Raw genomic sequence first — 25,356 nt, 5'->3', positions numbered from 1 at the left:
CACCTATGGGTTCTCGCGCGGCCTGCGCAAGCGGATGACAACGTCGATGCCAGCGATTTCCGTACCGTCCGGCAGCGGCGGCAAACGGCTGAACTCAATGGCTTCGAGGGGAAAATCGATCAGCCGGGCAGTAGCCGGATCGTGGAAGTGATAGTGCGACTGGGTATTCGAGTCGAAGTAGGTGCGTGTGCCGTCGACACACAAACGACCGATGAGGCCATTGTCGGCAAACACCTTGAGGGTATTGTAGACCGTCGCCTTGGATACACGGGTCCCGAGGGCAGCGAGGCGGGCCTGAATCTGCTCCGCCGTGATGTGCTGCGGCGTTGCCAGCAAGATTGCAGCGATCCGCAGCCGCTGTTGCGTCGGCTGGATGCCGCAGCCGCGCAGCCTCTCGGCTAGATGCTGCCGCGGCACACCGTGAATCGTGGTGCCATCCATGACCGCGAATTATAGGCAGCTACCCGAAAAATGTCTTTAATTGCCGATATTTGCGAACCCAGTCACGATGGCCGCGCGGGCAATCTGCCGGCACCATGTCTGGGACGAACGAATGCAGGGAGACGGGCTTCACGCTGGTCGAATTGCTTGTCGCCCTGCTGATCGCGGCGACCCTGGTCGGTTCGGCGGTGCCCGGATTTCGCAACCTCGCGCAACAGGCCGCCCTGACAGCTGCCGCCAACGCACTGCTGCTCACCATGCATCAGGCGCGCTCCACCGCCATAACAACAGGCGTCCCGGCCATCATCTGCCTCAGTGACGACGCGTTTCGCTGCCTCGGAGTTGCCAATCGCAATGCACGGCACTGGCTGTTGTATCAGCAGCCGAAACCGGGCGCAGCGCGCTCGGCCATCGCGCAACACCAGGTCGCTGATGCCGTGCGTATCCAGAGCAACCGGCGAGCGATCATCTTCTGGCCGATCGTCACGGCGGGCACCACCACTTCGGTGCGCGTCTGCCCGACGGGCGATCTCGACGAAGCGCGCATCGTCATCGTCAGCCGCACGGGTCGACCACGCGTGCAGCGCACGACGCGCCAACTGGCCGGATGCTCGCGTTCATGACGCCGCTTGTCGCGCGGATGACACCGCATATCGGAAAGTGACGGCCATCTCGTCCGCACTCCCTATATTGCGCCCATGGGGACTCAACCGACGCGCGCGGCATACCTGTCCGCGCGTGTCCGCACAAGAACGGCACGCGGCTTCACGTTGCTCGAACTCATGGTCGTCCTGGCAATTGCGGCGGTCGTGCTCGGGCTCGGCGCGCCGAGTTTTGGGGAGTTTCGCCGCAATGCCCGCCTCACTGCGGCGGCCAACGACCTGCTCACCGGGATCCAGCAGGCGCGCAGCGAAGCAATCAAACGTCAGCGGCCGGTGGCACTGTGCGCATCGGCCAATCCAGCAGCAGCCAACGCCGTATGCGCCAATGGCAATGACTTTGCAGGCTGGATCGTGTTCGAAGATGGCAATAACGATTGCCAGCGCGATGCCGCCGATGCGCTGCTCGGCAGCGGCGGCCGTGGCGATGCGGCCTTGACCAGCACCGGCGACGGGCGATGCCTGACATTCGCGAGCAACGGCTACCTTGCGACGTTCGCCGGGCAACCAAGCGCGACGCGCCTTGCGCTGTGCGATGAACGTGGCCTTGCGCTGCAATCCGGAACGAACCAGAGCGCCGCCCGCGGCATCGCGATCGGACCGACGGGCCGCGCGGAAATCACGCGCGACCCTGCCCGCCTCGGCAGCTGGGGACTCACGTGCCCATGAGGGCGGCCAGCGTCTCAAGGCTTCGCAAGGACCTATGGGGCATCACCATGGTCGAATCGCTCGTCGCCCTGCTGGTCCTTTCGGTTGGCATGCTGGGCATTGCTGCGCTGTTCGTCCAGTCGGTGCAGAACGGGCGCAGTGCGCTGCTGCGCACTCAGGCCGTCAACCTGGTGAGCGACATGTTGAACCGCATTCGCGCCAATGTAGATGCTGCGGATGCCTACGACCTGGCCGGCTATGGCGGCGCTCCGGCGGTGCAGGCCTGTCAGGACACCTTTGCCGTCGCCGGTGCCAATTGCGATCCGGCCACACTCGCCGAGGACGATCTGGCGCGCTGGCTGCAGACGGTGCAGACGCTATTGCCGGGCGGCGCCGCCGGGGCCCCGACCGGCAACGTCGAATATTTTGCGCCGCCCGCGGCGGCACAGCCGGAGCGCTACCGCGTGACCGTGACCTGGCAGGAGCCTGGGGTTGCAAACCCGCTCACTTTCGCGGCGGAACTGCTGATCGTGCCGAGACCACCCGCATGAGCCGGCTGCGAGATTCCCGCGGCCTCAGCATGATCGAGCTGCTCGTCGCGTTGGCGATCGGCTCTTTCCTGATCGTCGGGGCCGTGATCGTCTATTCGAACAGCCGCAACACCTTCGCGCTGTCCGAACGCATTGCCCGCTTGCAGGAGCAGGGCCGCTACGTATTCAGCGTCATCGAGCCGGATGTCGAGCTTGCAGGCCAGTACGGCTACAGCAACTACCCCGATGCGCTACGCCTGATACAAGGCGCCAATCCAGGCGTAGTACTGGCGGGCGCCACTGCGCTGCGCCAGTATCCCATCCCGCCGGCGGCGGCATCGCCCATCGCGGCACCAACCCTGCCTGCAAGCGCACACAGTTGCGGCACCAATTTCGCCATCGACGTGCTGATGCCCGTACAAGGATCGGACAACAATTTTGCGCTGGGCCCGGGCGCAGGTGCGGCCTGCGCTCCGAACTCCGGCAATGCCGCGCCCAACACCGATACGCTGACACTCCGGCGCGCGGCCGATGCACCCGCCGCAGCCCAGGCGGGCCGCCTGCAGATCTACACGTCGCGTCTCACAAGCCGTACCGGGCAGAACCTGTTTCTCGATGGCATCGCGCCCGGCCCCATCGATGCCGACAACGAAATCCGGGATCTGCGCGTACGCGCCTACTATGTCGATCGCAGCTCGGTCGAGAACCCGCAGTTGCCCGCGCTGCGCGTCAAGTCCCTCACCTCCATCGGCGGCAACGTGGGTTTCATCGACGATGAAGTCATGCCCGGCATCGAAGACCTGCAGGTGCAATTCGGCATCGATACGGGTGATTACGACAACGACGGCAACATCGACGCGAGTGCCGACCGCAACAATGACGGAATCCCCGAGACCGATGGACGCGCAACGCGCTACGTCGACCCTGATTTTCCAGGTCTCGAGCGCCTGCAGGTCGTTTCGGTCCGGGTCTGGGTCCGCGTGCGCAGCGCCGATATCGAACCCGGTTTCGTCGACACCCAGACCTATCGCTACGGCAATGTGGAATACACGCCGGCCGGCGCGGAGGCTGGATTCCGGCGGGTGCTCATGTCACGCACGATCACACTGCGCAATTCACGCACGCTATGAACACGAGGACGAAGACCGTGATGAACCCATCGCCCCGCATCGACCGCCAATCCGGCGCCGCCCTGGTCGTTGGGCTCGTGTTGTTGATGATTCTCACGTTGCTCGCGATCACCGGCGTAAACACGTCGACCACCGAGCTCATCATGGCCGGGAATGAGCAATACCACCGCGCTGCCAGCGAAGCGGCGGGCGCCGGCATCGAGCTTGCCATGGGCACGCTCGCGGCGGTTCCGACCTCGCCCGGCGCGGCGCCAACTGTCGCCGGCCCGACGGCCATGCCCTCCTCGCCTGGCGACAGTTTCACGACCAGCACGCGTTACATGGGCGATGAGACCAATCTGCCGCAATCCAGCGTGAACAAGTTCATCGGATTGCATTTCCAGATCGACAGCTCCGGCACATCGGCGCGCAATGCCCAGGACCAGCAACGTCAAGGCGTGTTCGTCGTAAGTGGCAATGCGGGCGGAGCCCAGAACAGTTTCGGCCAGCTCGGCGGAGGGTTGCCATGACGCCGCGCGCAAAGCAGTGCATGGCGGCCATCGTCGCTGCACTCGTTGCGGCTGCGACCGCCTCGGCCGCTCCGCCTATTACGCTGCTCGAGACAGCGATCGAGACAACGGCCGGCGCCGTGACCATGGATGCGGCAGCAGGCGGCTCCCTGATCGTCAGGCCCTGCCCGTCCTGCCCGATGACATCGCTGCCCATTGAGGCGGCGACACGGTTCGTCCTGAGTCATCGCGACGTATCGGCAAGCCAGATGCGCGAGGCCATGCTGCGCTATCCGCGCTTTCCGTTGTTGATCGTCCGCGCCAACGGATCGGGGCGGCTGCTGCGCGTTGAGCTGAATGTCCCGGAAGCTTCCGGAGCACCCCGATGACTGGTCTTCAGCCGACGATCATGCGCGGCGCCGCCTGCCCTGCCGTCATGCGACTTGCCGCCACGGTCCTGGGTTGCCTCGCAGGCGCTGCGGCATATGCCGACGACACAGAGATCTTCGTCAACCAGGCCATGGGCGGCGGCGCCAATCCCAATGTCCTGCTCATTTTCGACACCTCCGGCAGCATGACCACGAGCGTGACGCTGCCCAAGGCGCCCTATGATCCTGCGGTCGTATACGCGGGAAGTTGCAACGCGTCGGAAACCTACTGGACCCTGAGCACGGCTGCAGCACCACCGAGCTGCAGCGATGCCACGGCGGCGCGTTTCGAGTCGAACGTCAACCGTTGTCGCGCCGCCATCGATGGTATTGCCGCGGCGGGCCTTTGGACAGGCCGGGTCGCACAGTGGGACAGCGCGCAGACCCAGTGGCTGGCATTGCGCTCGAGCGCAACGGACAGCGACATCGAGTGCGCGGCCGATGCGGGTACACATGGCGAAAGCGACGGGTCGTCCGAGCGCTATGCCCGCAATGGCGATGACAACAGTCGCTGGACTTCGCAGCCCTTGCAGCAGATTTCCTGGACCAATGCGAGTGTCTATCGCCTCTACAGCGCCAATTGGCTCAACTGGAACGAGTCGGCGCCGCAGCCCGCGACAGCAACGAGACTGCAAACCGTGCAAGCCGCCGCACGCTCGCTGATCAATTCGCTCGATGGGGTCAACATCGGACTGATGCGATTCAGCAACGATCCGGACAGTGCCACCGATCTGGCCGCAGGCGGCATGGTCGTGCACGAGATCGCCGATATTTCGCAAACCCGTACCAGCCTGACCAACGCGATCAACTCGTTGACGGCAGAGGGCCAGACACCATTGTCGGAAACGCTCTACGAGGCGCAGCGCTACTTCTCGGGCAGCCCGGTCGACTTCGGCCTCAATTCCCGAATCGACATCAACACGCCATTCCCGAGTATTCCCGCCTCGCGCCGCAGCACAGATCAAACCCGCTACGAATCACCGATCAAGGCGCAGTGCCAGCGCAATTTCGTCGTGATGCTGACCGACGGCGAGCCGACATTCGACAACGCCGCCGATGCCAGCATCGAATCGCTACCCGGCTTTGCCAGCGTCGTCGGCAGCAGCAGTTGCGATGACAGCGGCGATGGTCGTTGCCTCGACGACCTCGCGCAGTACATGCGCGAAGCGGACCAGTCGCCATTGCCGGGCGAACAGACGGTCACGACCTATACCGTCGGCTTCGGCGCCGCGGCGGCTGGATCGCCCTTCCTCGCCAAGACGGCCACCCGCGGCGGCGGGCAATCCTTCGCCGCCAACGACATTGTCGATTTGAGCAATAGCCTGCAGGCCATTTTCGCCAACATCCTGCGCGTCAATACCACCTTTACGACGCCCGCGGTCTCGCTCAACGCCTTCAATCGTACGCAGACGCTCAATCAGCTCTACGTGTCGGTTTTCAAGCCGAGCGATACGCTGCGCTGGCAAGGCAACCTCAAGCGCTATGGCATCAGCAACGGTGTCATCGTCGATGCCCAGGGCAACCCGGCCATCGATCCTGCCACCGGCTTTTTCCGCAACAACGCCCGCAGCTTCTGGTCATCGAGCGTGGATGGCAACGACACCGAAGCAGGCGGCGCTGTCGAGCAGCTGCCGGATCCTGCCCAGCGCAAGCTCTACACGTATATCGCCGCTGCGGGCAATTCCAGTCTCGCGGCCAGTGTCAACCAGTTGCAGACCGGCAATGCGCTGTTGACCGACACATTGCTCGGCACGGGCGGTAGCGGCCCTGCCCGCGACGACGTCATCAACTTCGCGCGCGGATTCGACGTCTACGACCAGAACTTCAACGGCAGTACGACCGATGCGCGCCCGAGCATGGGAGACCCCCTGCATGCACGCCCGGCGCTTGCGATCTATGGCGGCAGCCCTGCCGCGCCCGACAGCAACGACGCCGTGATCTACGTCCCGACCAACGATGGCTTCCTGCATGCGGTCGATGCGCGCACCGGCGCAGAACTATGGGCCTTCGTGCCGCCTGAGCTATTGCCACGACTCAGCGACCTGTACCGCAATCCAGGTGTGGTCGCGAGAACCTACGGGCTCGATTCCGACGTGCGGATCCTCAAGTTCGACGCCAATCTCGATGGCGTGATCGATGCGGGGGCCGGCGATCGCATGTTCATCTATTTCGGCATGCGCCGAGGTGGCCGAAACGTCTATGCCCTCGATGTCACGAATCGCAGCCAGCCGAGGCTCCTATGGTCGGGGGGACCCGCGCAGTTCCCCGGCATCGGCGAGACCTGGTCGGTCCCGACCATCACGCGGGTGCGAGTCTCCGGCGCCGCCCAGAACGGTGAGAATCTCGTGTTGATTTTCGGCGGCGGCTATGACGATGCGCAGGAGAACTACGCCTACACGCCCGACAGTTCGGGCCGACGCATCTATTTCGTCGATGCACTCACCGGCCAGCTGCTATGGGCAGGCGGCAATAGCAGCGGCGGACCGATCGACCTCGCCTTGCCCAACATGGTCAATTCGATTCCTGCCCGCATCACGGTCGTTGACAGCAATGCCGATCAATACGCGGACCGGCTCTATGCTGCCGACATGGGCGGCCAGATCTGGCGTTTCGATATTTTCAATGGCAATAGCCGGGGCAGTCTGGTTACGGGCGGAGTCATTGCAACTCTGGGTGCTGCCGGGGTCGCCGGCGCAACGAGCGAGGACGTACGCCGTTTCTACAATGCGCCGGACGTGGCGTTGATCCAACGCCGCGGCGCCGACCCCTACTTCAACATCGCGATCGGCTCCGGCTACCGCGGCCATCCGCTCGATACGGCCGTGCACGACCGTTTCTACTCGGTGCGCGACAAGAATCCCTTCGGAAAACTGTCACAAGCCCAATACAACGCGATTGTACCGCTGACGGACAATGACTTGGTCGACATCACCCCCAACATCACAGCGACCGCGGTCAACACCAATGCGAACGGCTGGAAGCTCGAGCTGCAATTGAACGGCGGCTGGATCGGCGAAAAGGTGCTCGGCGAAGCCTTGACGGTCGATGGCGTGATCCTCTTCCCGACCTATCAACCGCTGCCGCCGAGCCAGCAGGATCCCTGCGTGCCTGCCAATGGCGTCAACCGTGTCTACGCACTGAGTGTCGACACCGGCCGGCCGGCCATCGACTTCAACGATGATCTCGCGATCGATGCCAGCGATGCTTCGACCCAATTGGTGCAAACCGGTATCGCGGGCGAAATCTCCCTGATCTACGAATCCGTTCTGGGATCGCAGGGCTCGGGCGGCGGGGGTAATGGCGGCAGTGGCGGAGACGGCGTCGATGCTGCGGGCAGGCGTGTCATCTGCGCCTCGGGCGTCGAGGTGCTGAACAGGTGCGTCGTTCCTCAGGGCGTCGTGCGAACCTTCTGGCAGCGTCCGGGCATCGCGGGAAACTGACTGGCGTCGGTTGCGTCCTACGGACGGGCGGGACCCTCGCCCCTGGCGCGCGTCGTGCGCAGTTCGCGTGGCATTGCGAACACCACCTGCTCGTCGCGCCCGGCTGATTCCTTCGGCGCTTCGGCACCCCAGGCGATCAGTCGGCCTACCACGGCCTGCACGAGGTTCTCAGGCGCCGACGCGCCTGCGGTGACACCCGCGCAGCTCTTGCCGGTAAACCACTCACGTTGCAGATCATCGGCGCCATCGACCAGAAAACCCGGAACACCGGCCCGGTCCGCCAGCTCACGAAGGCGGTTCGAGTTGGAGCTGCTGCGGGATCCGACGACGATCAGTATGTCGCAGTCGCGAAGCAAGTCCTTCACTGCATCCTGGCGATTCTGCGTGGCATAGCAGATATCCTCTCGCCGGGGCGCAGCAAGCGCCGGGTACCGGCGCCGCAACACCGCGATGATCTGCACGGTGTCATCGACCGACAACGTCGTCTGGGTGACGACGGCGACCCGAGAAGGGTCTCGCACCGACACGCCTTCGGCATCCGCACAATCCTCGACCAGATGAATCTGGCCACCCGCGGATGCGTCGAATCGCCCCATGGTGCCTTCGACCTCCGGGTGGCCTGCATGCCCGACCAGAATGACGTCCAGCCCGTCGCGCGCGAATCGTCCGACTTCCATATGCACCTTGGTCACGAGCGGACAGGTCGCGTCATAGACCGTGAGACCGCGTGCCTTTGCGAGCACTTCAACCTGCCGCGAAACGCCATGCGCTGAAAATATGACGCGCGCGCCATCGGGCACCTGGTCCAGCTCCTCGACGAATACCGCCCCTGCTTCGCGCAAGCGTTCGACCACGTGGCGATTGTGCACCACTTCGTGGCGGACGTAGATCGGCGCGCCGAACAACTCGAGTGCCCGCTCTACGATCTCGATGGCGCGGTCGACGCCGGCGCAGAAGCCACGCGGGTTCGCAAGCACGATTTTCATGCCGAACCCTGATCGCGCGAGCGTCTGTGTTCGAGCCAGCTGTCGAGCAGCACCAGTGCGGCCCCGACGGTGATCGCCGAGTCGGCCAGATTGAATGCCGGGAAGGAATGCTGCTGCCAGTGAAAATGCAGGAAATCGACGACATGGCCATGCTGCAGACGATCCAGTAGATTGCCAAGTGCACCCGCGAGTATGCAGGCAAGCCCCGGCGCCAATACCGATCCGCGAGCCGGCACCCGCCGCAACCAGACCGTGATCGCGACGCTGACCGCGACTGCAAGAGCGGTGAAGAACCAGCGCTGCCAGCCGGAAGCATCGTCAAGAAAGCTGAAAGCGGCGCCGGTATTGTGTGCCCGCACGATGTCGAACACTGGCATTACGTACCGGCTCTCATAGAGGCGAAGATGGGTTTCGATATAGCCTTTGCTGAGCTGATCGAGGACGATCAACAGCCCTGACAGGCCGAGCCATCGCCAGCCACTGGCAGTCCAGTTCTCCGGCCTCGGTTGATTCACGCCATCGCCCTTGTCTCGCCGGGCCCGTCGATATTGCTCGCGCAGCGCCCGCAAAGCTCGGGATGTGCCCCGACACGGCCCACATCGGTACGGCGGTGCCAGCAACGCACACATTTTTTTGCCTCGCTGACCCTGACGCCTACCGATACACGGCCCTTGCTCACCGATTGCGCTGGCGTCGCATCGGCTGGAGCGAGATCAGCGCCTTGGAGCGTAACGTCGGAAGTAATCAGGACGAATCGCAGCTCATCGGCGAGTGGTCGTAGCCATGCCTCGGCCGTCCGATCGCAATAAAGGTCGATCTCGGCCTCGAGCGGCGCACCGATACGGCCAGCAGCCCGCAGCTGCTCCAGTATCTTCAAAACGTCATCACGCAAAGCGATGACCTGCTCCCAGTCCGCGACCGGAGGCGCAAGGTCGACAAGCGGGTGCCACTGCTCGAGGTGGACTGACTCACCACGCTCGCCCGGCAGATGACGCCACACTTCCTCGGCAGTAAATGACAGGATCGGAGCGAGCCATCGCACCATGGCTTCGGCGATCTGCTGCATTGCTTGTTGGGCGGAGCGTCGCGCCGTGCTGTCAGCCCGCATGGTGTAGAGGCGGTCCTTGAGGATGTCCAGGTAGAAGCCGCCGAGATCCACGACGCAGAAATTGTGTACGCGCTGGTAGATCTCGTGAAACTCGAATCGTTCATATCCGTCCCTGACTTGCCGCTGCAACTCGGCGGTTTGTCGCAAGGCCCAGCGATCGAGATCGATCATTTTCTCCGGCGACACGAAGTCGCGTTGTGGATCGAACCCGTGCAGGTTCCCCAACAGGAAACGCAGCGTATTGCGCATGCGCCTGTAGGAGTCGGCGATGCGCTTCAGTATCTCGTCCGACACACTGATCTCGTTGCCATAGTCGGTCGCAGCCACCCACAGGCGCAGTATGTCCGCCCCCATGGTACTCATCACCTGCTGCGGCACGACGACGTTGCCGAGCGACTTGGACATCTTTCGCCCCTTGTCGTCGACGGTAAAGCCATGCGTCAGTACGGCGCGGTAAGGAGCACGTTCGTGCAACGCTTCGGACAGCAGCAGCGAACTGTGGAACCAGCCGCGGTGCTGGTCGGAACCTTCGAGATAAAGATCAACCGGCGTGCTCACTTCGCTGCGCAGTTTGCTGACGCACTCGTGAGAGAATCCGGAGTCCGCCCACACGTCCATGACATCCGTAACCTTGCGGTAGCGGCTCGCTTCAGAACCGAGCAGATCCACCGGGTCGAGATCGAACCATGCGTCGATGCCCTGCTTCGCAACGCGCACCGCGACCTGTTCGATCAGTTCGCCGCTGCGCGGATGAATGGCGCTCGTTTCGCGATCCAGGAACAGAGGTATCGGCACGCCCCAGGTACGTTGGCGCGAAATGCACCAGTCGGGGCGGTTTTCGATCATGCCGGTGATGCGCGCCTCTCCCCAGGCGGGCGTCCAACGAACCTGGCGTATGTCGCGTAATGCATTGCGACGCAGGCCGCACCGATCCATGCTGATGAACCACTGCGCCGTAGCACGGAAAATGACCGGGCTCTTGTGGCGCCAGCAATGCGGGTAGCTGTGCGTATAGGGTTTGTGCGAGAGCAATGCGCCGCGTTTGTCCAGGGCGTCGATGATCACTGGATTTGCTGCGTCTATCCCCAGTCCGCCGACCAGCTCCGTGCCGGCGACGAATCTGCCGGCGTCATCGACAGGATTCACGACAGGCAGGTCATATTGCTGCCCGACCGCGAAGTCCTCCTGGCCATGCGCCGGAGCCGTATGGACAGCGCCCGTGCCGGCATCGGCGGTCACATGCTCTGCGACGATTATCGGGACAGTGCGCTCATAGAGCGGATGGCGAAGTTGCAAGCCCGCGAGGTCCCTGCCCTTCATTTGCGCCACGCATTCCTCCGCGCCCAGCCCATAGCGGACGAGGCAATCGGCTGCGAGGTCTGCGGCAAGTAGCAGATAGCGATCGGCGCCTACGCGCAGGAGCTGGTAGTCGAATTCGGGGTGCACCGAAACGGCTTCATTGGCCGGAAGCGTCCAGGGGGTCGTCGTCCAGATGACGACAGAGATGTCCGCGGCCCCGCCCCGCGCCCGCTCGCCAATGCGTCGCCAAAGGTCGGCAGCATCTGCGACCCTGAACGCGACGTCGATTGCCGGTGATACGCGCTCTTCGTACTCCACTTCGGCTTCTGCGAGCGCGGAACGACAATCGAGACACCAGTGCACGGGCTTGGCACCCTGGTAAACGTGGCCGTTCGCGAGCACGAGAGCGAAGGCGCGCAGTTGCTCCGCCTCATAGGCAGGATCCATTGTCAGGTAAGGCCGGTCCCAGTCGCCGAGCACACCAAGCCGCTCGAAATCGGCGCGCTGTGCAGCCACTTGCTGCAGCGCGAACTTGCGGCATTCCGCACGAAATGCGCGCACATCCAGCTTGCGTCCAGGGCGGCCGTATTTCTTCTCCACCGCGAGCTCGATAGGCAGGCCGTGACAGTCCCAGCCAGGGATGTACGGCGCATCGTATCCCTCCATCGAACGCGCCTTCACAATGACGTCCTTCAGAATCTTGTTGACGGCATGGCCGATGTGAATGCTGCCGTTCGCGTAGGGCGGACCGTCATGAAGCAGGTACACCTGGCGCCCACGGCGGGCTTCACGGAGTTTTCGATAGATACCGCGCCGCTGCCAGTCTTCGAGCATAGCCGGCTCGCGCTTCGCAAGATCGGCTTTCATGGGAAAATCTGTCTTGGGCAGATTGATCGTTGTCTTGTAATCGGGCACCAGCGATCCTTTAGGTATCAGCGTTTCATCAGTCGTATGCGCTCAAGCGCGCACGCGCCTCGGCGGCGTCCACGTGCATTTGGGCCTGCATGGTCTCGAGCGACGGAAAGTGCTGCTCGCTGCGCAGTCTCGCGATGAACTCGACGCACAGCTCATCGCCATAGATATCGCCCGCGAAATCGAACAAATGCACCTCGAGCAGCGGCACGGTTCCACCGACCGTCGGGCGGGTACCAAGGCTCGCAACCCCATCGCGGACGCCCACCGTCGCTCCGTGGGCACGAACGGCAAATATACCGTCGAGAGGGCTGGCGCGCCGTCCGAGCCGCATGTTTGCCGTGGGAAATCCGAGTGTTCGCCCCAATTGCTCGCCGCGAATGACCCTGCCGCACATCGTGTAGGCTCTGCCGAGCAGGTTGCGCGCCGCCGCCAGATCACCGCCGGCGAGCGCCGCGCGTACTGCCGTCGAGCTGATCCGAACACCATCTTGCGTGATCGGCGCCAGAACATCGACGCTGAAACCGTGCCGTGCCCCGTCCGAACGCAGACTCTGGGCGCTCGCGGCACCGTCACGGCCAAAGCGAAAATCATGACCGACTACGACGTGTCGCACGGCAAACTTCTCGCGCAGCAACGCCGCAAACTGCTCCGCACTGATGGCGCGCAGATTCTCCGTAAACCGCAGCGCGCAGAAACAGTCGATACCGGTATTGCCAAGGATATGCATGCGCTCGCGCAATGTCGTCAGCCGCGCCGGCGGAGCGAGCCTGCGCAGATACTCGCGCGGCAAGGGCTCGAAACTGATCAACACGGCCGCCAGGCCCGAATCGCGCGCAAGATCCACCGTCCGCGCGATCAGTGCCTGGTGCCCCAGGTGTAGTCCGTCGAATCCGCCGATGGTTACAGCGCTACCGGCGGCGGGAAAATAACGTGGCGATGGGTCGCGAATGAGTTGCATCGAACCGGTGATTATAGGCATGCGTCTGCGACGCCGGGCGTCAACCGCGCTTGCCGCCGCGAAAATCCCTGGCCCGGATGCCTATTGCGAACAACACCGCGAAATAACACGCCGCGGCCAGCATGACCTGCCAGGTAAGGCGCAACGCCCGCGGCAAGGGCGCAAGCTGCAGCCATTGCTGGGGCTCGCCCTGCAGGTAGACGAGTACTGCCGCCATGGCGAGGTTCGCGACCAGCATTCGAAGCAACAGACCGGGCCACCCCGGCGCAGGCTTGTAGTAGCCGCTGCGCGCAAGGCCGCGCCAGAGCAACGCTGTATTGACCGCAGCGGACAGGCAGGTCGAGGTGGCCAGGAGCACGTGCGGTATCGGGAAACCCGCATAGTAGGCAGGCAGCACGATCGCGACGTTGGCGCCCATGTTGACAGCGAGCGCCAACAGCGCGATGCGTACCGGCGTACGCGTGTCCTGGCGCGCATAGAATCCCGGCGCCAGCACCTTGACCATGCTGAAGCCAACGAGGCCCCAGGAATACGCCATCAGTGCATAGCTCGCCATTCGCACGTCCTCGGTACCGAAACGGCCGTAGCCGAATATCGCCGCTGTCAATGGCGTTGCGTACACGAGCATTGCGACCGCTGCGGGCGTCACCAGCAGCAAGGTTGCCCGCAATGCCGTATCTACCGTCGTGCTGAAACGTTCGACCGATGCCGCGGCGAATTGTGCGGAAAGCCCGGGCAGTATCACCGTAGCGAGGGCGATACTGAAGACACCGAGCGGGAATTCCATCAGTCGATCCGCGTAATACAGCCAGGCGATACTCCCTGTCGGCAGGAACGAGGCGATCAATGTGTCGAGCAGCAAACTGACCTGGGCCATCGATGAGCCGATAATGCCGGGAATCATGAGTCGGCCGATACGACGTACTCCCTCCATGGCCGGGCGCCAGCGCGGCCAATCGAGCAGACCCAGTCGCGCAACCGAAGGTAGCTGGAAAATCACCTGCAGCAATCCCGCAGCAAACACGCCGATTGCAAGCGTGCGCCCCGGGTTGGCACTGTGCACCGCCACGCCGAGTGCGACGATGATCATGACGACGTTCATGACGACCTGGGTGAATGCAGGCACGGCAAAGCGGCCGTAACTGTTGAGCACGCCGCTGAACAGTGCAGTCAGCGAAATGAAGAACAAATAGGGGAAGGTCCAGCGCAGCATCTGAACCGTCAGATCGTATTTGTCGCCGGTCTTGGTAAAACCCGGAGCGAACAGCAGGATTATGAGAGGTGCCGCAATCACTGCGATCGCGGTCACGATCAGCAATACCGTGCCGAGTGTGCCGGCGACGCCGCTGACGAGTTCCCTTACCTCCGCCTGGCTGCGACGCATGCGAAACTCGGAAATGACGGGCACGAATGACTGCGAGAAGGACCCTTCGGCAAACAGCCGACGCAGGAAGTTCGGAATCTTGTAAGCGACCAGGAAAGCGTCCATCAGCGTACCGGCGCCGAAGGCCTGGGAGTAGACCATGTCGCGCAGCAACCCAGTAATGCGCGAAATCAGCGTGGTGACGCCGACGACGCCCGTACTCTTGAAAATCGCGCGACTCAAGGCCTGCTTCCCATGGCGTGGGCAATATACAGGCGATGGCCGGCAAAAACTAATGGCAAATCATGGCACTAGACCAGGTGCGCCGTTGACAAACCGATGCCAGATTTGCAAACTACGCGCCCCCTGCAATCCCTGGAATCAGGTCCGGAGCATACGAGTGGCAAACACCAAGTCAGCCGAGAAGGCAGCCCGTCAGGCAGAACGCAATCGCGAGCGCAATGTCGCCATGCGTTCGCAGTCCAGAACTGCCATCCGCGGTATCGCGACAGCGATCGCGGGCGGCGACAAAGCGGCAGCGGTCAGTGCTTATCGCAACGGGATTTCCGTGATCGACGGGCTGGTCAACAAGCGAATAATCCACCGCAACAAGGCTGCGCGGCACAAGAGCCGGCTCGCCGCCCGTATCAAGGCACTCGGCTGATTCCCGACCTGCGGCCATCGATCCGAAGTTGATCCTCGACAGCGAGCAGTAGCGACAGCCGCTCCTCGCCCCGGCAAACACTTCGCCAGTCCGTGCCTTCCGGCCACGGGTCTAGCGCGCCCACCAACGCCCAAAGCATGTTGAGGGAGCTGCGTGCGCGAGCGCGTCGCAGCAGCACATAGGCCCGCACTGCGCCGACCCTGCGTAGCTTCGTTACCGAATCGATTCCAACGTCGGCCAGCAGGGCTTCGGCCCGCGGACCGAGGTTGCGCAGATCACGAATCCGCAACCGCAGCTTGCCCGCAGCCAGACGCCGGCGAACCTTCTGGTTTCGCGTAGCCGCGGGGGCCAAATCAGGCGCCCTGGGCCCGTGGCCGGGTTGACGACTGCAAATGCTCCATCACCGCATGCGCGAGATCCCGCGTACCAGCGCCGGTCGCAGCGGATATGAGGAACCAGCGGCCCTTGAAGCGCAGCTTCTTCACGATCGCCGCGGCGCGTAGCTGTGCTTCCTCAGGCGGCAATAGATCGATCTTGTTGATCACCAGCCAGCGCGGTTTGCGCGCAAGTCCCGCGTCGAATTTGCGCAGCTCCGCGACAATCTGCCGCACCTGCGTCGCTGGATCGGCTTGCGGATCGGGCGGCGCGAGGTCAACGAGATGCAGCAGCAAACGTGTGCGCTGGAGATGGCGCAGGAAACGGATCCCCAGCCCAGCGCCCTCGGCGGCACCTTCGATCAGACCTGGGATATCCGCCATCACGAAGCTGCGTTGCGCGCCGACAGCAACGACTCCCAGATTGGGATATAGCGTGGTGAAGGGATAATCGGCGATTTTCGGGCGCGCCGCTGACAACTGCGCGATCAAAGTGGACTTGCCCGCATTCGGCATGCCGAGCAGGCCGACGTCAGCGATCAATTTAAGTTCCAGGTCGAGGCTGCGCTTCTCCCCTGGCAGACCCGAGCCGTGTTGTCTCGGCGCGCGATTGGTGCTCGACTTGAATCGGGTGTTGCCCCAGCCTCCCTTGCCGCCGCGCGCGACCAGCAGTGTGGCGCCGGCGCGCGTCAGATCGCCGAGCGACTCCTGCGTGTCATGGTCGGCTACGACCGTCCCGACGGGTACGGTTATGTACAAGTCCTTGCCGCCGGCACCCGTGCAGTCGCGTCCTCCGCCCGGCTCGCCGTGCTGCGCACGAAAAGTTCGCTCGACGCGAAAATCGGCCAGGGTGTTGACGCCCTCGGCCGCGCGCAGGAAAACGCTGCCGCCATTGCCCCCGTCGCCGCCGTCCGGGCCGCCGAAGGGCACGAATTTCTCCCGGCGAAAGCTGACGCTGCCCCGTCCGCCATTACCGGCCTGCACCTTGATACGGGCTTCATCGACGAATTTCATAGTTGCCCCTGCCGGACGCCGCACAGCGTCATGGCATCGGCCGAAAGGTTCTGGTGGGGACGCATTGGCGCGACGTGAGGCCCTGCGGACCGACGCGCGCTGCCGCGATGCGCCTTTAGGACTGCGCTCCGCGAACGTTCACGAACGTACGACCAAGTGGACCCTTGCGCTGAAACTCAACGGTGCCATTGGCCAACGCGAACAATGTGTGGTCGGTACCGACGCCGACATTGACGCCTGCGTGCATGCGCGTACCGCGCTGCCGGACGATGATGTTGCCAGCCCGGACGTTCTGCCCGCCAAAGACCTTGACGCCAAGGCGCTTGGAGTGGGAATCGCGACCGTTACGCGTGCTGCCGCCTGCTTTCTTGTGTGCCATTGCGCTTTACCTCGAATTCAAGCGGTCACGATATCGGTGATTTTCACTTCCGTGAACTGCTGGCGGTGGCCGCCTCGACGCATGTAATGCTTGCGACGCCGGAACTTGACGAAGCTTACCTTCTTGCCCTTGCCGTGGCGCTCGACCGTGGCGTTGACGCTGGTACCCTTGAGCAAAGGCGTGCCCAGCTTCACATCACCACCCGTTCCCACCAACAGCACCTCGCCAAAGGTCACGGTCGCACCCGGCTCGGCATCGAGTTTCTCGACGCGCAATACGCCGCCGCGCTCAACGCGGTATTGTTTGCCACCTGTCGCAATAACGGCGTACATGCTTCAATTACCCTGTATATAGTGCCACCAGCGACCGGCCAGACCAGAGGCAGACAGGGCGCAAGTGATTGAATTGCCAGCCAAACGGGCAGAACCCGCAAGGCCGCGCATTCTACTGGCAGGCGCTGCCAGGGTCAAACGACTAAACAGGCATGCAAAACAACAGGTTACAAGAGCAAACGCTTCCGATGTCGCTGCCGCAGATCCGTGCCCTGGTTGCCGAGGACATGCGCGCCGTGGATGAGGAGATCGGCCGTGCGCTCGCGAGCGATGTCGCACTCGTCTCCCGCGTTGCCGAGCACATCACTGCCGCCGGCGGCAAGCGCCTGCGACCCATGATCGTTCTGCTGATCGCCAGGGCCTGTGGCTACCAGGGCAGACAACACATCAGCGCCGCTGCCTTCATCGAATTCATTCATACGGCTACGTTGCTGCACGACGACGTCGTCGACCACTCGACCCAACGGCGCGGACGTGCGACGGCAAACGAGATTTTTGGCAATCCTGCAAGCGTACTTGTCGGCGACTTCGTGTACTCGCGCGCATTCCAGATGATGGCTGCAATCGGCTCGCAGCGCGTTATGGAAATCATGGCGGATGCGACCAACGTCATCGCCGAAGGTGAAGTACTGCAACTGATGAACGCAGGCGATCCTGATACGACCGAACAGCGCTACTTTGATGTCATCCATCGCAAGACCGCGGCCCTGTTCGCTGCCGGCGCAGCTGTTGGCGCCGTGCTCGCTGGCGCAAGCGACTCGTTGACAGACGACCTGACCGCCTACGGGCGTCATCTCGGCAGCGCCTTCCAACTCATCGACGATGCACTCGATTTCCAGGGTGATCCCATCGAGCGCGGCAAGAACCTCGGCGACGATCTCGCCGAAGGAAAACCAACCTTGCCGATGATTCACGCCATGCGCTGTGGCAGCGACGCCGAGCGCGACATTTTGCGTACGGCAATCCAGCAAGGCGGCCTCGAGCATCTCGATGAAATTCTGCGGGCAATTGAATCGACCGGTGCGCTAAAGTACACTCGCGACCGCGCGCAGACCGAGGCCGATCGGGCCATTGCCAGGCTGGCGGCCCTGGCGCCCGGCCCCTACCGCGAGGCACTGGCCGCACTGGCCCGTTTTGCCGTAGCGCGCAGCGTTTGATTGATCTCGGGGTGTAGCTCAGCCTGGTAGAGCACTACGTTCGGGACGTAGGAGTCGGAGGTTCAAATCCTCTCACCCCGACCATCGCACTGGGTCCTTGCCGATCACATCAGCAGCGCTCGAGATACCACGCATGATCCTGCGCGGTGACTTCAGCATTGAATTTGGCGTATTCGCTCACCTTGATGGCTAGCCATATCTTCATGAAATCGGCCCCAAACGCCTGCTTCAAGAACGCCGATCGCGAAGCACTATCGATCGCGGCCTGCCAGTAGAGCGGCAAAGGAGCCGTTTCGGCCGCCAGGTAACCGTTGCCGCTGACGGGTTTGTCAGGAACTGCGCCATGACGCATGCCCTGCAGCGCGGCGGCCAGGGTCGCGGCTACCGCAAGATAGAGATTCGCATCCGCGCCACTGATACGGTGCTCGATATGTCGGGATTCGGCCGAACCAGCGGGAATACGCAATCCGACCGACCGATTATTCACGCCCCAGGTCGGCGCCACCGGCGCATAGCTCTTGCGGCGAAACCGGCGGTAGGAATTGGCGTTCGGCGCGAACGCCAGCATGCTTTCGGCCATGTGCTGTTGCATGCCGGCAATGGCTGAGCGCAAAAGCGCATTGCCTTGTGGATCATCGCTGGCAAAGGCGTTGGTGCCGCTGCGGTCGCGGACGCTGACGTGGATATGCAGCCCGTTACCGGCAAACTGCGCAAAGGGTTTTGCCATGAACGTTGCCGTGAGGCCGTGACGCGAGGCGACACCCTTGACAAGACGTTTGAACAATACGGCTTCGTCGACAGCGCGCAGCGCATCGGCGCGGTGCGGCAACGTGATTTCGAACTGGCCGGGTGCATATTCGGACATCAGCGTGCCCAGCTGTATGCCTTGCTCACGCGCCGCATCGTGGATGGCGTCAAAGACGACGGCATACTCATCGATCTGCCGCAGATCGTAGCTGTCGATGCTGACCTGCCCGCTCGACGTCAGGCAACGTACCCGTCCCGACGGCGAGCGACGCACCAGGTAGAACTCGAGCTCGCAGGCCAGGACAGGTACCAGGTCAAGGCCATCGAACTCTTTGATGACGCGCGCCAGCACATGACGCGGATCCGCCGCGAACGGCCTCCCATTGGTATCGTGCAGGGTCAGCATGACCTGTCCGGTCGGCCGTCGCAGCCAACTGCAGCGCTGCAGACTGCCTGCCACCGGCAACGCGAGCTGGTCCGCATCGCCGATATCCCACACGAGACCGGTTTCGTCCACATCCTCGCCGAGCATGTCAAGGCCGAGCAGCGATGCGGCAACACGCCGGCCACTCGTAAAGAACGAAAGCAATTCATCGCGTGCAATGCTCTTGCCGCGCGCCACACCGGATGGATCCGTCGCGAAAATCTGCACCGCTGCGATGTCCGGATTCGCGTCGAGAAAACGCCGGGCTTCGCTGCTGTCGACCATCGCAGCAATGTCGATGTAGTCACTCATCTGCACGCCTCGAGAAAATTCCCGAACCCTTTGAGCAGCCTGTCCATCTGTGCGCCGCTGGTTACCGGACTCACCAGCATCATGCCGTGAAACGGCGTGATCAATGTTCCGCGGTTGAGCAGGAATACACGCAGCGCACGGTGAAGTTGCGCATTCTCGTCAGCACGTGCCTCGCGAGCGTTTTGCGGCCGCCGGGTTCCGAACATGATCTCGACCCGCGCACCCACCCGACAGACCGGCCAGGACAGTCCGGCGCTGGCGATCAGCGCCTCGAGACCCGCCTGCAAGCGGGATGCACCCTGCAGCATGGCCCTGTAGGCTTCGTCCGTAGCCACATCGCGCAGATTCGCGCACAGCGCGGCCAACGCGAGTGCATTTCCGGCCAGCGTCGTCCCCATGCCGGAGTGTCCCGCCGGGCGCGTCCGGTCGATCGCATCCATCGCTGCGCCGATCTCGGCACGGCACCCGTAGACGGCGCATGGAAAGCCGCCGGCAATCGCCTTGCCGACGACAATAAAATCGGCCTCGAGGCCGAGCGCGCGCGCATGGCCGCCTCGTCCGCTGCTCTGCGTGTGCGTCTCATCGAAGGCGAGCAGCGTACCGGTCTGACTGGTTAGATCGCGCAGCAGGCGAAGGAATCCCGGCAGAGGTTCGATCATCCCAGTGTTCGTCATGACCGGTTCGCACAGGACCAGCGCGACATCGCGCCTGGCGAGTTCCCGACGCAACGAATTCTCGTCGTTGAAATCGATGGCGACGCTGCCACTGCCCAATGAATAGAACTGGCCGACAAGGCTGGGTTTCGCCAAGGTCCCCTCGCCCAGGCGCTCGACCAGGCTATCGTCCACCATGCCGTGGTAGCAGCCGTCGAAGACCAGGACGCGCGGCCGGCCGGTAATGGCCCGGGCCCATCGAATGACGCAACGGTTTGCGTCACTCGCCGTTTGTGTCAATTGCCAGAATTCGTAACCGAAACGCTCGCTCAGCAGGTCTCCAGCCGCAACCAGATCGGGACTCGGCAGCATGGTGGAGAATCCGCGCGCGAGTTGCTCACCGACCGCACGCACCACGGCCGGCGGCGCATGCCCGAACATGGCCGCCGTATCGCCCAGACAAAAATCGTCGTAGCTGTGGCCGTCGATGTCTTCGAGCACAGCACCGACTGCTTCGCGTGCGACCAGGGGTGCGGGCGTGCCCCAGTCAGCCATCCAGTGCATCGGCACTCCGCCCCGGAAATGCCGGGACGCCGATTGCAGCTGATGGATCGACCGCTGGTGCGTTCGCTCGAAATGCTCGAGCTCACGGTCCAGTAATTCGGCAAGCATCTCGGTCTTGAACAAGTGCGGCCCGGTCGCGGCGATCCTGCCGCTATTGTAGCCGTTGACCGGCAACCGGCGCCTGCTGGGCGGTGTCAGAAATCCGGGAGCAGTTCGAGGCGTGCCAGGTCGGCCTGCGTGTTCACGTCGCCGAGCGGCGGTTTGTCGGTCTCGGCAAGCATGATCGTCATGCCCGCATGCAATGCCCGCAACTGTTCGAGTCGTTCCTCACGCTCGAGGTCACAAGGCCCGAGGCGGGCCAGACGCCGAAGCGCCGCTACGCGGTAGGCATAGATGCCGATGTGCCGTCGTGCCAGGGACGGCAGAGTGTCGCCAGAGACGGCCGCCGGAATCGGAGCCCGGCTGAAATAAAGCGCACGGCCGTCAGCGGCACCCACGACCTTGACGGCATTCGGGTTGTGCCACTCTGCGACCGAGGAAAACCGGCAGCAGGCCGTGGCGATATCCGCAGCAGGGTGCTGTATCGACGTGCTCGCCACGAGGTCGATCAGAGGCGCAGGCATGCTGGGCTCGTCGCCCTGCAGGTTGACGATGAGCTGCTCGCCGGGCCAACGCAGCAGTTGTGCCACTTCTGCAATCCTGTCAGTGCCGGAGGCGTGATTCGCATCGGTCATGACGACGTCCGCACCGAAACCGCGCGCAACTGCGGCTATGCGTTCATCGTCGGTCGCGATGAGTACCTGTGCGGCCGCACTGTCGCGCGCACGCTCCCACACCCAGCGCAATACTGGTCGGCCACGCAAGAGCGCCAGCGGCTTGCCGGGAAAACGCGACGATGCAAATCGCGCCGGAATGACTATGGCGAAGTCCGGCAAATTCAATCCCGGCGTTCGAGAAGCGAATCGCCGTCGGCCAGCTGGCGCGCCTCGTCTTCCAGCATGATGGCGATTCCGTCGCGGACCGGAAATGCGAGCTTGTCCATCCGGCACACCAGCGACGCCGCATCACGATGAAATTGGACTGGACCCTTGCATACCGGGCAGGCAAGGATTTCCAGAAGTCGCTTATCCATGGCGTGCATAGCCCCTGTTGCTGATTGGAATCCGCTCCCGCACCGTTGCGAGCAGTTTTTGCGCTGCCGCTGCGGTGAACTGGGCATCGACGGGAACAGCCCAGCAATTGCCGCCCGCCCAGCCAGCACATTTTACCGCGTCCTTTTCGGTCATGAATACCGGTCGCGAGTCGCCAAAGTCGAGATCCGCCGGCTGGAATTGATGATGATCCGCGAACGCGCGGGTTTTGAGCGTCAATCCGGCGGCACGCAGCATGGCGAAGAAATTTTCCGGTTGGCCAATACCCGCCACCGCATTGACGGTCTGTCCCCGGAAGAATTCCAGGTCGAGCGAATTCGCGCCATCGATGGCAACCGCGCGTGTCGCTGAATAGCTCATCCGTACGGTCGGCACCGCATTCCAGAGTGCCGGCAAGCCTGCCGCGGAGCCCGCGCTGGCGTTGACGACCAGGCAGTCTACGGCGAGCGTGCGCTCGATCGGTTCACGCAATGGCCCGGCGGGCAGGAGATAACCATTGCCAACACCGCGCCGGCCGTCGAGCACCAGCCATTCGAGGTCACGATGCAGTGCGTAGTGCTGCAGACCATCGTCGCTGACTATCACGTCCACTTCTGGTGCGAGCAGTCGCGCCGCGTCGATACGCCGTGCTGCAACGGCGACCGCGCAACCGGTCCGCCGTGCAATGAGCAGAGGTTCATCGCCAACATCGACAGCCCTGTCGCTCGCGCTCACACGACGAAGTTGCCGGTCTTCTCGCCCATAGCCCCGTGATACCACGCCTACCCTCAGGCCCATGGCCTGCAATTGATCGACGACCCAGATCACCAGCGGTGTCTTGCCGGTGCCGCCAACCGTCAGGTTGCCGACCACGATGACGGGAACCGGTAATGATCGAGCACGCAGCCAATGGCGCGCATAGAGCCCGCGTCGCACGGTCACGGCTGCGGAGAATAGCTTGCTCAGTACGCGCAGCACCAGCGGCGGACTCCCGTCACCGTACCAATATGCTGGCGCTTCAGCCAATCGCGGAACCGCTAGACAGCGAATTGCAGACGGTGCAATTGCGCATAGAGATTGTTGCGCGCAAGAAGATCGGCGTGACCGCCCTGCTCGACAATGCGCCCTTCGTGCATGACGACGATCAAATCCGCCTGTTCAATCGTCGATAACCGGTGCGCGATGACGAAGGTCGTGCGACCGCTCATCAAGTGCGACAACGCTTCTTGAATGCGCCGCTCCGACTCGCTATCGAGCGCCGACGTCGCCTCGTCGAGAATCAAAACCGGTGCCTGTTTGACAATGGCGCGCGCAATGGAAATGCGTTGCCGCTGACCGCCTGACAGCAACACGCCCTTGTCGCCGACCATGGTATCGAGCCCCTGCGGCAGGTCGGCCACGAATTCCATGACGTGAGCGGCCCGTGCGGCCGATTCGATCGCCGCGTCGTCGGCGCCGGTCAGGTTGAACGCGATATTGGCGCGAATGCTGTCATTGAACAGTACGACGTCCTGCGTGACGAGTGCGAACTGGGAGCGTAGATCGGCAAGCTGGTAATCCTGTATATCAACGCCATCGAGCAGTATCTGCCCAGCGACCGGATCGTAGAATCGCGGCAACAAACTCACCAACGTCGATTTGCCGCTGCCTGAGCGACCCACGATGGCCACCGTCGAACCGGCAGTGACGGCCAGATTGACGCCATGCAGCGCCTTGCCCTTGTCGCCGTCGTAGGAGAAATCAACCGCGCGAAATTCGATGTCACCCCGACAGCGGTCGATCCCCAAACTGCCGCCCTCCGGTTCCTCTTTTTCGTCGAGGATGGAGAAGATGCTTTGCCCGGCCGCAATCCCCTGCTGGATCGGACCGGCCACGTTGACCAACCTGCGAAGCGGCGCCGTAACCATCAGCAAGGCCGTCAGGTAGGACATGAAGTCCCCCACGGGCATGGTGTGATCAAGCACCTGGCGGATGGCAAAGTGCAGTACGCCGGCCAACGCCGCAGCGGCAACCAGCTGTACGACGGGATTTGCCATCGCCTTGGCGCCGATGAGGCGCGTATTGGTGTGTCGGTTGAGCTCATTGGCGGCGGCGAACAACTGCTGCTCATGTGTTTGCGCATTCGCGACCTTGATCAGACGCGTCGCTTCGAGGGCCTCCTTCGCAACCCGGGTCACATCACCCATCGAATTCTGGATCCGCGTGCTGTAACGTCGAAATTGCCGATTGATGCGCTGAATGAGCCAGGCGATTACCGGCGCGATGGCCAGTACAACCGCCGTGAGCTGCCAGTTGAGGTAGAACAACCAGCCGAACAGACCGACGATCGACAACAGGTCGCGAATCAGCACGGTCAATGCGTTGGTTGCGGCTTCCGCAACCAACTCGGTGTTATAGGTCAGCCGCGACAACAACTGCGCGGAGGTCGCGTTGTCATGATAGGACACCGGCAGACGCAGATATTTCGCGAACAGCTCGCCTCGCAAGGCGCGGATTACCTGGCGGCCGACCCAACCGGGAAAATAGTTGGCCGTGTAGTCGCCGAGGCCGCGCAGGAAGAATAGCGCCACGATGCCGGCAGGCACGAACCACAGGATGTCGAGGTTACGCTCGACGAATGCGCCGTTGAGGAATTCCTTGACCAGCCATGCGAATGCCGTGTCTGTCAGCGCAAACAACACCATACCCACGACGCCGATCGCGAAACGGCCCAGGTGGCGCCGGGCATAACCCAGCAGTCGCTTGTAGACCTGCGTTGCGCTGTCAGTCTCGATCGATTGACTCAAGGCGATCCTGCGGTTGACTCTACCGTGGCAATGTTGATCTGCCCGAATCCAAGCTTGCTGAGCACGTCCATGACCGTAACAACGGCCTGATGGCGAGAATCGGCATCGGCGCGTATCGTCACCCTGACATTGCGCTCATCGCCAACCAGCTTGACGATGCCATTGCGCAGCGTTGCAGCACTCGAGTTGACCAGCTCCCGGTCGTTGAGACGATACACACCTTCCCGGGTCACGGTAATGACCAGAGGCTCGGTCGCAGACTTTACGGCCTTGCTGGCGTTGGCTTCTGGAAGTTTGATTTTGACGCGTCCCTCGTCGATGAATGTCGAGGACAACATGAAGAACACGACCAGCAGGAGAACCACGTCGATCAGCGAAGTCAGGTTGACTTCTGGCTCCTCCGATCGGCGTGGCTTGAGATTCATCT

The 25,356-nt window shown here is 62.9% G+C and carries 26 protein-coding genes and 1 tRNA gene; 10 read left to right on the top strand and 17 right to left on the bottom strand.

What is annotated here, in order from left to right; all coding sequences use genetic code 11:
- Positions 1 to 3: 3 nt before the first annotated feature.
- Positions 4 to 441: a Fur family transcriptional regulator gene (locus R3E77_07575; GenBank protein ID MEZ5499274.1), complete on the bottom strand. Its 438-nt coding sequence runs from the start codon at positions 439 to 441 to the stop codon at positions 4 to 6.
- Between the two features lie 95 nt (positions 442 to 536).
- Here R3E77_07575 and R3E77_07570 point away from each other — a divergent pair, with 95 nt between their 5' ends.
- From R3E77_07570 to R3E77_07540, 7 genes are all read left to right on the top strand, one after another.
- Positions 537 to 1,064, top strand: coding sequence for a GspH/FimT family pseudopilin (locus R3E77_07570; protein ID MEZ5499273.1), 528 nt, complete (start codon positions 537 to 539; stop codon positions 1,062 to 1,064).
- A 75-nt stretch (positions 1,065 to 1,139) separates the two neighbouring features.
- A complete protein-coding gene (locus R3E77_07565) occupies positions 1,140 to 1,769 on the top strand; it encodes a GspH/FimT family pseudopilin (protein ID MEZ5499272.1) in 630 nt (209 codons plus the stop codon).
- Positions 1,766 to 2,299, top strand: a complete 534-nt coding sequence (gene pilV / locus R3E77_07560) for a type IV pilus modification protein PilV (GenBank protein ID MEZ5499271.1) — start codon at positions 1,766 to 1,768, stop codon at positions 2,297 to 2,299. The genes R3E77_07565 and pilV overlap by 4 nt, the downstream gene beginning before the upstream one ends.
- The gene (locus R3E77_07555; GenBank protein MEZ5499270.1) at positions 2,296 to 3,408 is read left to right on the top strand and encodes a PilW family protein; all 1,113 of its coding nucleotides are present in this window, start codon (positions 2,296 to 2,298) and stop codon (positions 3,406 to 3,408) included. Before pilV ends, R3E77_07555 begins: the two co-directional genes overlap by 4 nt.
- A gap of 20 nt (positions 3,409 to 3,428) precedes the next feature.
- Entirely contained in the window at positions 3,429 to 3,917 is a 489-nt protein-coding gene (locus R3E77_07550; GenBank protein MEZ5499269.1) for a PilX N-terminal domain-containing pilus assembly protein, read from the top strand.
- Positions 3,914 to 4,285, top strand: a complete 372-nt coding sequence (locus R3E77_07545; protein MEZ5499268.1) for a hypothetical protein — start codon at positions 3,914 to 3,916, stop codon at positions 4,283 to 4,285. Before R3E77_07550 ends, R3E77_07545 begins: the two co-directional genes overlap by 4 nt.
- Entirely contained in the window at positions 4,282 to 7,764 is a 3,483-nt protein-coding gene (locus tag R3E77_07540) for a PilC/PilY family type IV pilus protein (protein MEZ5499267.1), read from the top strand. The genes R3E77_07545 and R3E77_07540 overlap by 4 nt, the downstream gene beginning before the upstream one ends.
- 17 nt (positions 7,765 to 7,781) lie before the next feature.
- Here R3E77_07540 and ispH read toward each other — a convergent pair whose 3' ends face one another.
- The 5 genes from ispH to murJ are packed head-to-tail and all read right to left on the bottom strand — an operon-like array spanning position 7,782 to position 14,636.
- Positions 7,782 to 8,750 (bottom strand): 4-hydroxy-3-methylbut-2-enyl diphosphate reductase, encoded by a 969-nt coding sequence (gene ispH / locus R3E77_07535; GenBank protein MEZ5499266.1) that lies wholly within the window; start codon positions 8,748 to 8,750, stop codon positions 7,782 to 7,784.
- The gene (gene lspA / locus R3E77_07530) at positions 8,747 to 9,265 is read right to left on the bottom strand and encodes a signal peptidase II (protein MEZ5499265.1); all 519 of its coding nucleotides are present in this window, start codon (positions 9,263 to 9,265) and stop codon (positions 8,747 to 8,749) included. The genes ispH and lspA overlap by 4 nt, the downstream gene beginning before the upstream one ends.
- Positions 9,262 to 12,072, bottom strand: coding sequence for an isoleucine--tRNA ligase (ileS, locus tag R3E77_07525; GenBank protein ID MEZ5499264.1), 2,811 nt, complete (start codon positions 12,070 to 12,072; stop codon positions 9,262 to 9,264). The genes lspA and ileS overlap by 4 nt, the downstream gene beginning before the upstream one ends.
- A 28-nt stretch (positions 12,073 to 12,100) precedes the next feature.
- Positions 12,101 to 13,030 carry a bifunctional riboflavin kinase/FAD synthetase gene (locus tag R3E77_07520; protein ID MEZ5499263.1) on the bottom strand — a complete coding sequence of 310 codons (930 nt, stop codon included), beginning with the start codon at positions 13,028 to 13,030 and terminating at the stop codon, positions 12,101 to 12,103.
- 40 nt (positions 13,031 to 13,070) lie between these two features.
- Positions 13,071 to 14,636, bottom strand: a complete 1,566-nt coding sequence (murJ, locus tag R3E77_07515) for a murein biosynthesis integral membrane protein MurJ (GenBank protein ID MEZ5499262.1) — start codon at positions 14,634 to 14,636, stop codon at positions 13,071 to 13,073.
- A gap of 157 nt (positions 14,637 to 14,793) precedes the next feature.
- Between murJ and rpsT the strand changes: the two genes are divergently transcribed.
- Positions 14,794 to 15,057, top strand: a complete 264-nt coding sequence (rpsT, locus tag R3E77_07510; protein ID MEZ5499261.1) for a 30S ribosomal protein S20 — start codon at positions 14,794 to 14,796, stop codon at positions 15,055 to 15,057.
- Here the strand turns inward: rpsT and R3E77_07505 are convergent.
- The 4 genes from R3E77_07505 to rplU all read right to left on the bottom strand — a co-directional run bounded on the left by R3E77_07505 (position 15,041) and on the right by rplU (position 17,156).
- Positions 15,041 to 15,409: a TfoX/Sxy family protein gene (locus R3E77_07505; protein ID MEZ5499260.1), complete on the bottom strand. Its 369-nt coding sequence runs from the start codon at positions 15,407 to 15,409 to the stop codon at positions 15,041 to 15,043. The genes rpsT and R3E77_07505 overlap by 17 nt on opposite strands.
- 1 nt (position 15,410) lies before the next feature.
- The gene (gene obgE, locus R3E77_07500) at positions 15,411 to 16,445 is read right to left on the bottom strand and encodes a GTPase ObgE (protein MEZ5499259.1); all 1,035 of its coding nucleotides are present in this window, start codon (positions 16,443 to 16,445) and stop codon (positions 15,411 to 15,413) included.
- 115 nt (positions 16,446 to 16,560) lie between these two features.
- Positions 16,561 to 16,824, bottom strand: coding sequence for a 50S ribosomal protein L27 (gene rpmA / locus R3E77_07495; protein ID MEZ5499258.1), 264 nt, complete (start codon positions 16,822 to 16,824; stop codon positions 16,561 to 16,563).
- A gap of 17 nt (positions 16,825 to 16,841) precedes the next feature.
- On the bottom strand, positions 16,842 to 17,156 hold the full coding sequence (gene rplU, locus R3E77_07490; GenBank protein ID MEZ5499257.1) for a 50S ribosomal protein L21: 315 nt from the start codon (positions 17,154 to 17,156) through the stop codon (positions 16,842 to 16,844).
- 188 nt (positions 17,157 to 17,344) lie between these two features.
- Here rplU and ispB point away from each other — a divergent pair, with 188 nt between their 5' ends.
- Both ispB and R3E77_07480 read left to right on the top strand, forming a co-directional pair.
- Complete coding sequence (ispB, locus tag R3E77_07485; protein MEZ5499256.1) at positions 17,345 to 18,313, top strand: octaprenyl diphosphate synthase; 969 nt, start codon at positions 17,345 to 17,347, stop codon at positions 18,311 to 18,313.
- 7 nt (positions 18,314 to 18,320) lie between these two features.
- Positions 18,321 to 18,397 (top strand) — tRNA-Pro (locus R3E77_07480).
- Positions 18,398 to 18,422: 25 nt separating this feature from the next.
- Here the strand turns inward: R3E77_07480 and R3E77_07475 are convergent.
- Genes R3E77_07475 through R3E77_07445 form a run of 7 tightly spaced genes read right to left on the bottom strand, consistent with a single transcriptional unit; the run spans position 18,423 to position 25,354 of the window.
- Positions 18,423 to 19,796, bottom strand: a complete 1,374-nt coding sequence (locus R3E77_07475) for a glutamine synthetase family protein (protein MEZ5499255.1) — start codon at positions 19,794 to 19,796, stop codon at positions 18,423 to 18,425.
- Complete coding sequence (locus R3E77_07470; protein MEZ5499254.1) at positions 19,793 to 21,187, bottom strand: transaminase; 1,395 nt, start codon at positions 21,185 to 21,187, stop codon at positions 19,793 to 19,795. The genes R3E77_07475 and R3E77_07470 overlap by 4 nt, the downstream gene beginning before the upstream one ends.
- A 20-nt stretch (positions 21,188 to 21,207) precedes the next feature.
- Complete coding sequence (gene kdsB, locus R3E77_07465) at positions 21,208 to 21,954, bottom strand: 3-deoxy-manno-octulosonate cytidylyltransferase (GenBank protein MEZ5499253.1); 747 nt, start codon at positions 21,952 to 21,954, stop codon at positions 21,208 to 21,210.
- Entirely contained in the window at positions 21,951 to 22,145 is a 195-nt protein-coding gene (locus R3E77_07460) for a Trm112 family protein (protein MEZ5499252.1), read from the bottom strand. Before R3E77_07460 ends, kdsB begins: the two co-directional genes overlap by 4 nt.
- Positions 22,138 to 23,121 (bottom strand): tetraacyldisaccharide 4'-kinase, encoded by a 984-nt coding sequence (lpxK, locus tag R3E77_07455; GenBank protein MEZ5499251.1) that lies wholly within the window; start codon positions 23,119 to 23,121, stop codon positions 22,138 to 22,140. The genes R3E77_07460 and lpxK overlap by 8 nt, the downstream gene beginning before the upstream one ends.
- A 59-nt stretch (positions 23,122 to 23,180) precedes the next feature.
- Positions 23,181 to 24,929, bottom strand: a complete 1,749-nt coding sequence (gene msbA, locus R3E77_07450) for a lipid A export permease/ATP-binding protein MsbA (protein MEZ5499250.1) — start codon at positions 24,927 to 24,929, stop codon at positions 23,181 to 23,183.
- Positions 24,926 to 25,354 carry a biopolymer transporter ExbD gene (locus R3E77_07445; protein ID MEZ5499249.1) on the bottom strand — a complete coding sequence of 143 codons (429 nt, stop codon included), beginning with the start codon at positions 25,352 to 25,354 and terminating at the stop codon, positions 24,926 to 24,928. Before R3E77_07445 ends, msbA begins: the two co-directional genes overlap by 4 nt.
- Positions 25,355 to 25,356 lie beyond the last annotated feature (2 nt).

The organism is Steroidobacteraceae bacterium, assembly GCA_041395505.1.
Classification (GTDB): Bacteria; Pseudomonadota; Gammaproteobacteria; order Steroidobacterales; family Steroidobacteraceae; genus JAWLAG01.
This window is presented reverse-complemented; position numbering and strand designations above follow the sequence as displayed.

Excerpts from the sequence above, each read along its gene's own strand:
- rpmA (MEZ5499258.1), bottom strand. The coding sequence starts at position 16,824 with ATGGCACACAAGAAAGCAGGCGGCAGCACGCGTAACGGTCGCGATTCC.
- R3E77_07570 (MEZ5499273.1), top strand. The coding sequence starts at position 537 with ATGTCTGGGACGAACGAATGCAGGGAGACGGGCTTCACGCTGGTCGAA.
- ispB (MEZ5499256.1), top strand. The coding sequence starts at position 17,345 with ATGTCGCTGCCGCAGATCCGTGCCCTGGTTGCCGAGGACATGCGCGCC.
- R3E77_07555 (MEZ5499270.1), top strand. The coding sequence starts at position 2,296 with ATGAGCCGGCTGCGAGATTCCCGCGGCCTCAGCATGATCGAGCTGCTC.
- R3E77_07575 (MEZ5499274.1), bottom strand. The coding sequence starts at position 441 with ATGGATGGCACCACGATTCACGGTGTGCCGCGGCAGCATCTAGCCGAG.
- R3E77_07445 (MEZ5499249.1), bottom strand. The coding sequence starts at position 25,354 with ATGAATCTCAAGCCACGCCGATCGGAGGAGCCAGAAGTCAACCTGACT.
- R3E77_07550 (MEZ5499269.1), top strand. The coding sequence starts at position 3,429 with ATGAACCCATCGCCCCGCATCGACCGCCAATCCGGCGCCGCCCTGGTC.
- ispH (MEZ5499266.1), bottom strand. The coding sequence starts at position 8,750 with ATGAAAATCGTGCTTGCGAACCCGCGTGGCTTCTGCGCCGGCGTCGAC.
- R3E77_07540 (MEZ5499267.1), top strand. The coding sequence starts at position 4,282 with ATGACTGGTCTTCAGCCGACGATCATGCGCGGCGCCGCCTGCCCTGCC.
- pilV (MEZ5499271.1), top strand. The coding sequence starts at position 1,766 with ATGAGGGCGGCCAGCGTCTCAAGGCTTCGCAAGGACCTATGGGGCATC.
- rplU (MEZ5499257.1), bottom strand. The coding sequence starts at position 17,156 with ATGTACGCCGTTATTGCGACAGGTGGCAAACAATACCGCGTTGAGCGC.
- R3E77_07475 (MEZ5499255.1), bottom strand. The coding sequence starts at position 19,796 with ATGAGTGACTACATCGACATTGCTGCGATGGTCGACAGCAGCGAAGCC.
- R3E77_07460 (MEZ5499252.1), bottom strand. The coding sequence starts at position 22,145 with ATGGATAAGCGACTTCTGGAAATCCTTGCCTGCCCGGTATGCAAGGGT.
- R3E77_07565 (MEZ5499272.1), top strand. The coding sequence starts at position 1,140 with ATGGGGACTCAACCGACGCGCGCGGCATACCTGTCCGCGCGTGTCCGC.
- obgE (MEZ5499259.1), bottom strand. The coding sequence starts at position 16,445 with ATGAAATTCGTCGATGAAGCCCGTATCAAGGTGCAGGCCGGTAATGGC.
- R3E77_07545 (MEZ5499268.1), top strand. The coding sequence starts at position 3,914 with ATGACGCCGCGCGCAAAGCAGTGCATGGCGGCCATCGTCGCTGCACTC.
- R3E77_07520 (MEZ5499263.1), bottom strand. The coding sequence starts at position 13,030 with ATGCAACTCATTCGCGACCCATCGCCACGTTATTTTCCCGCCGCCGGT.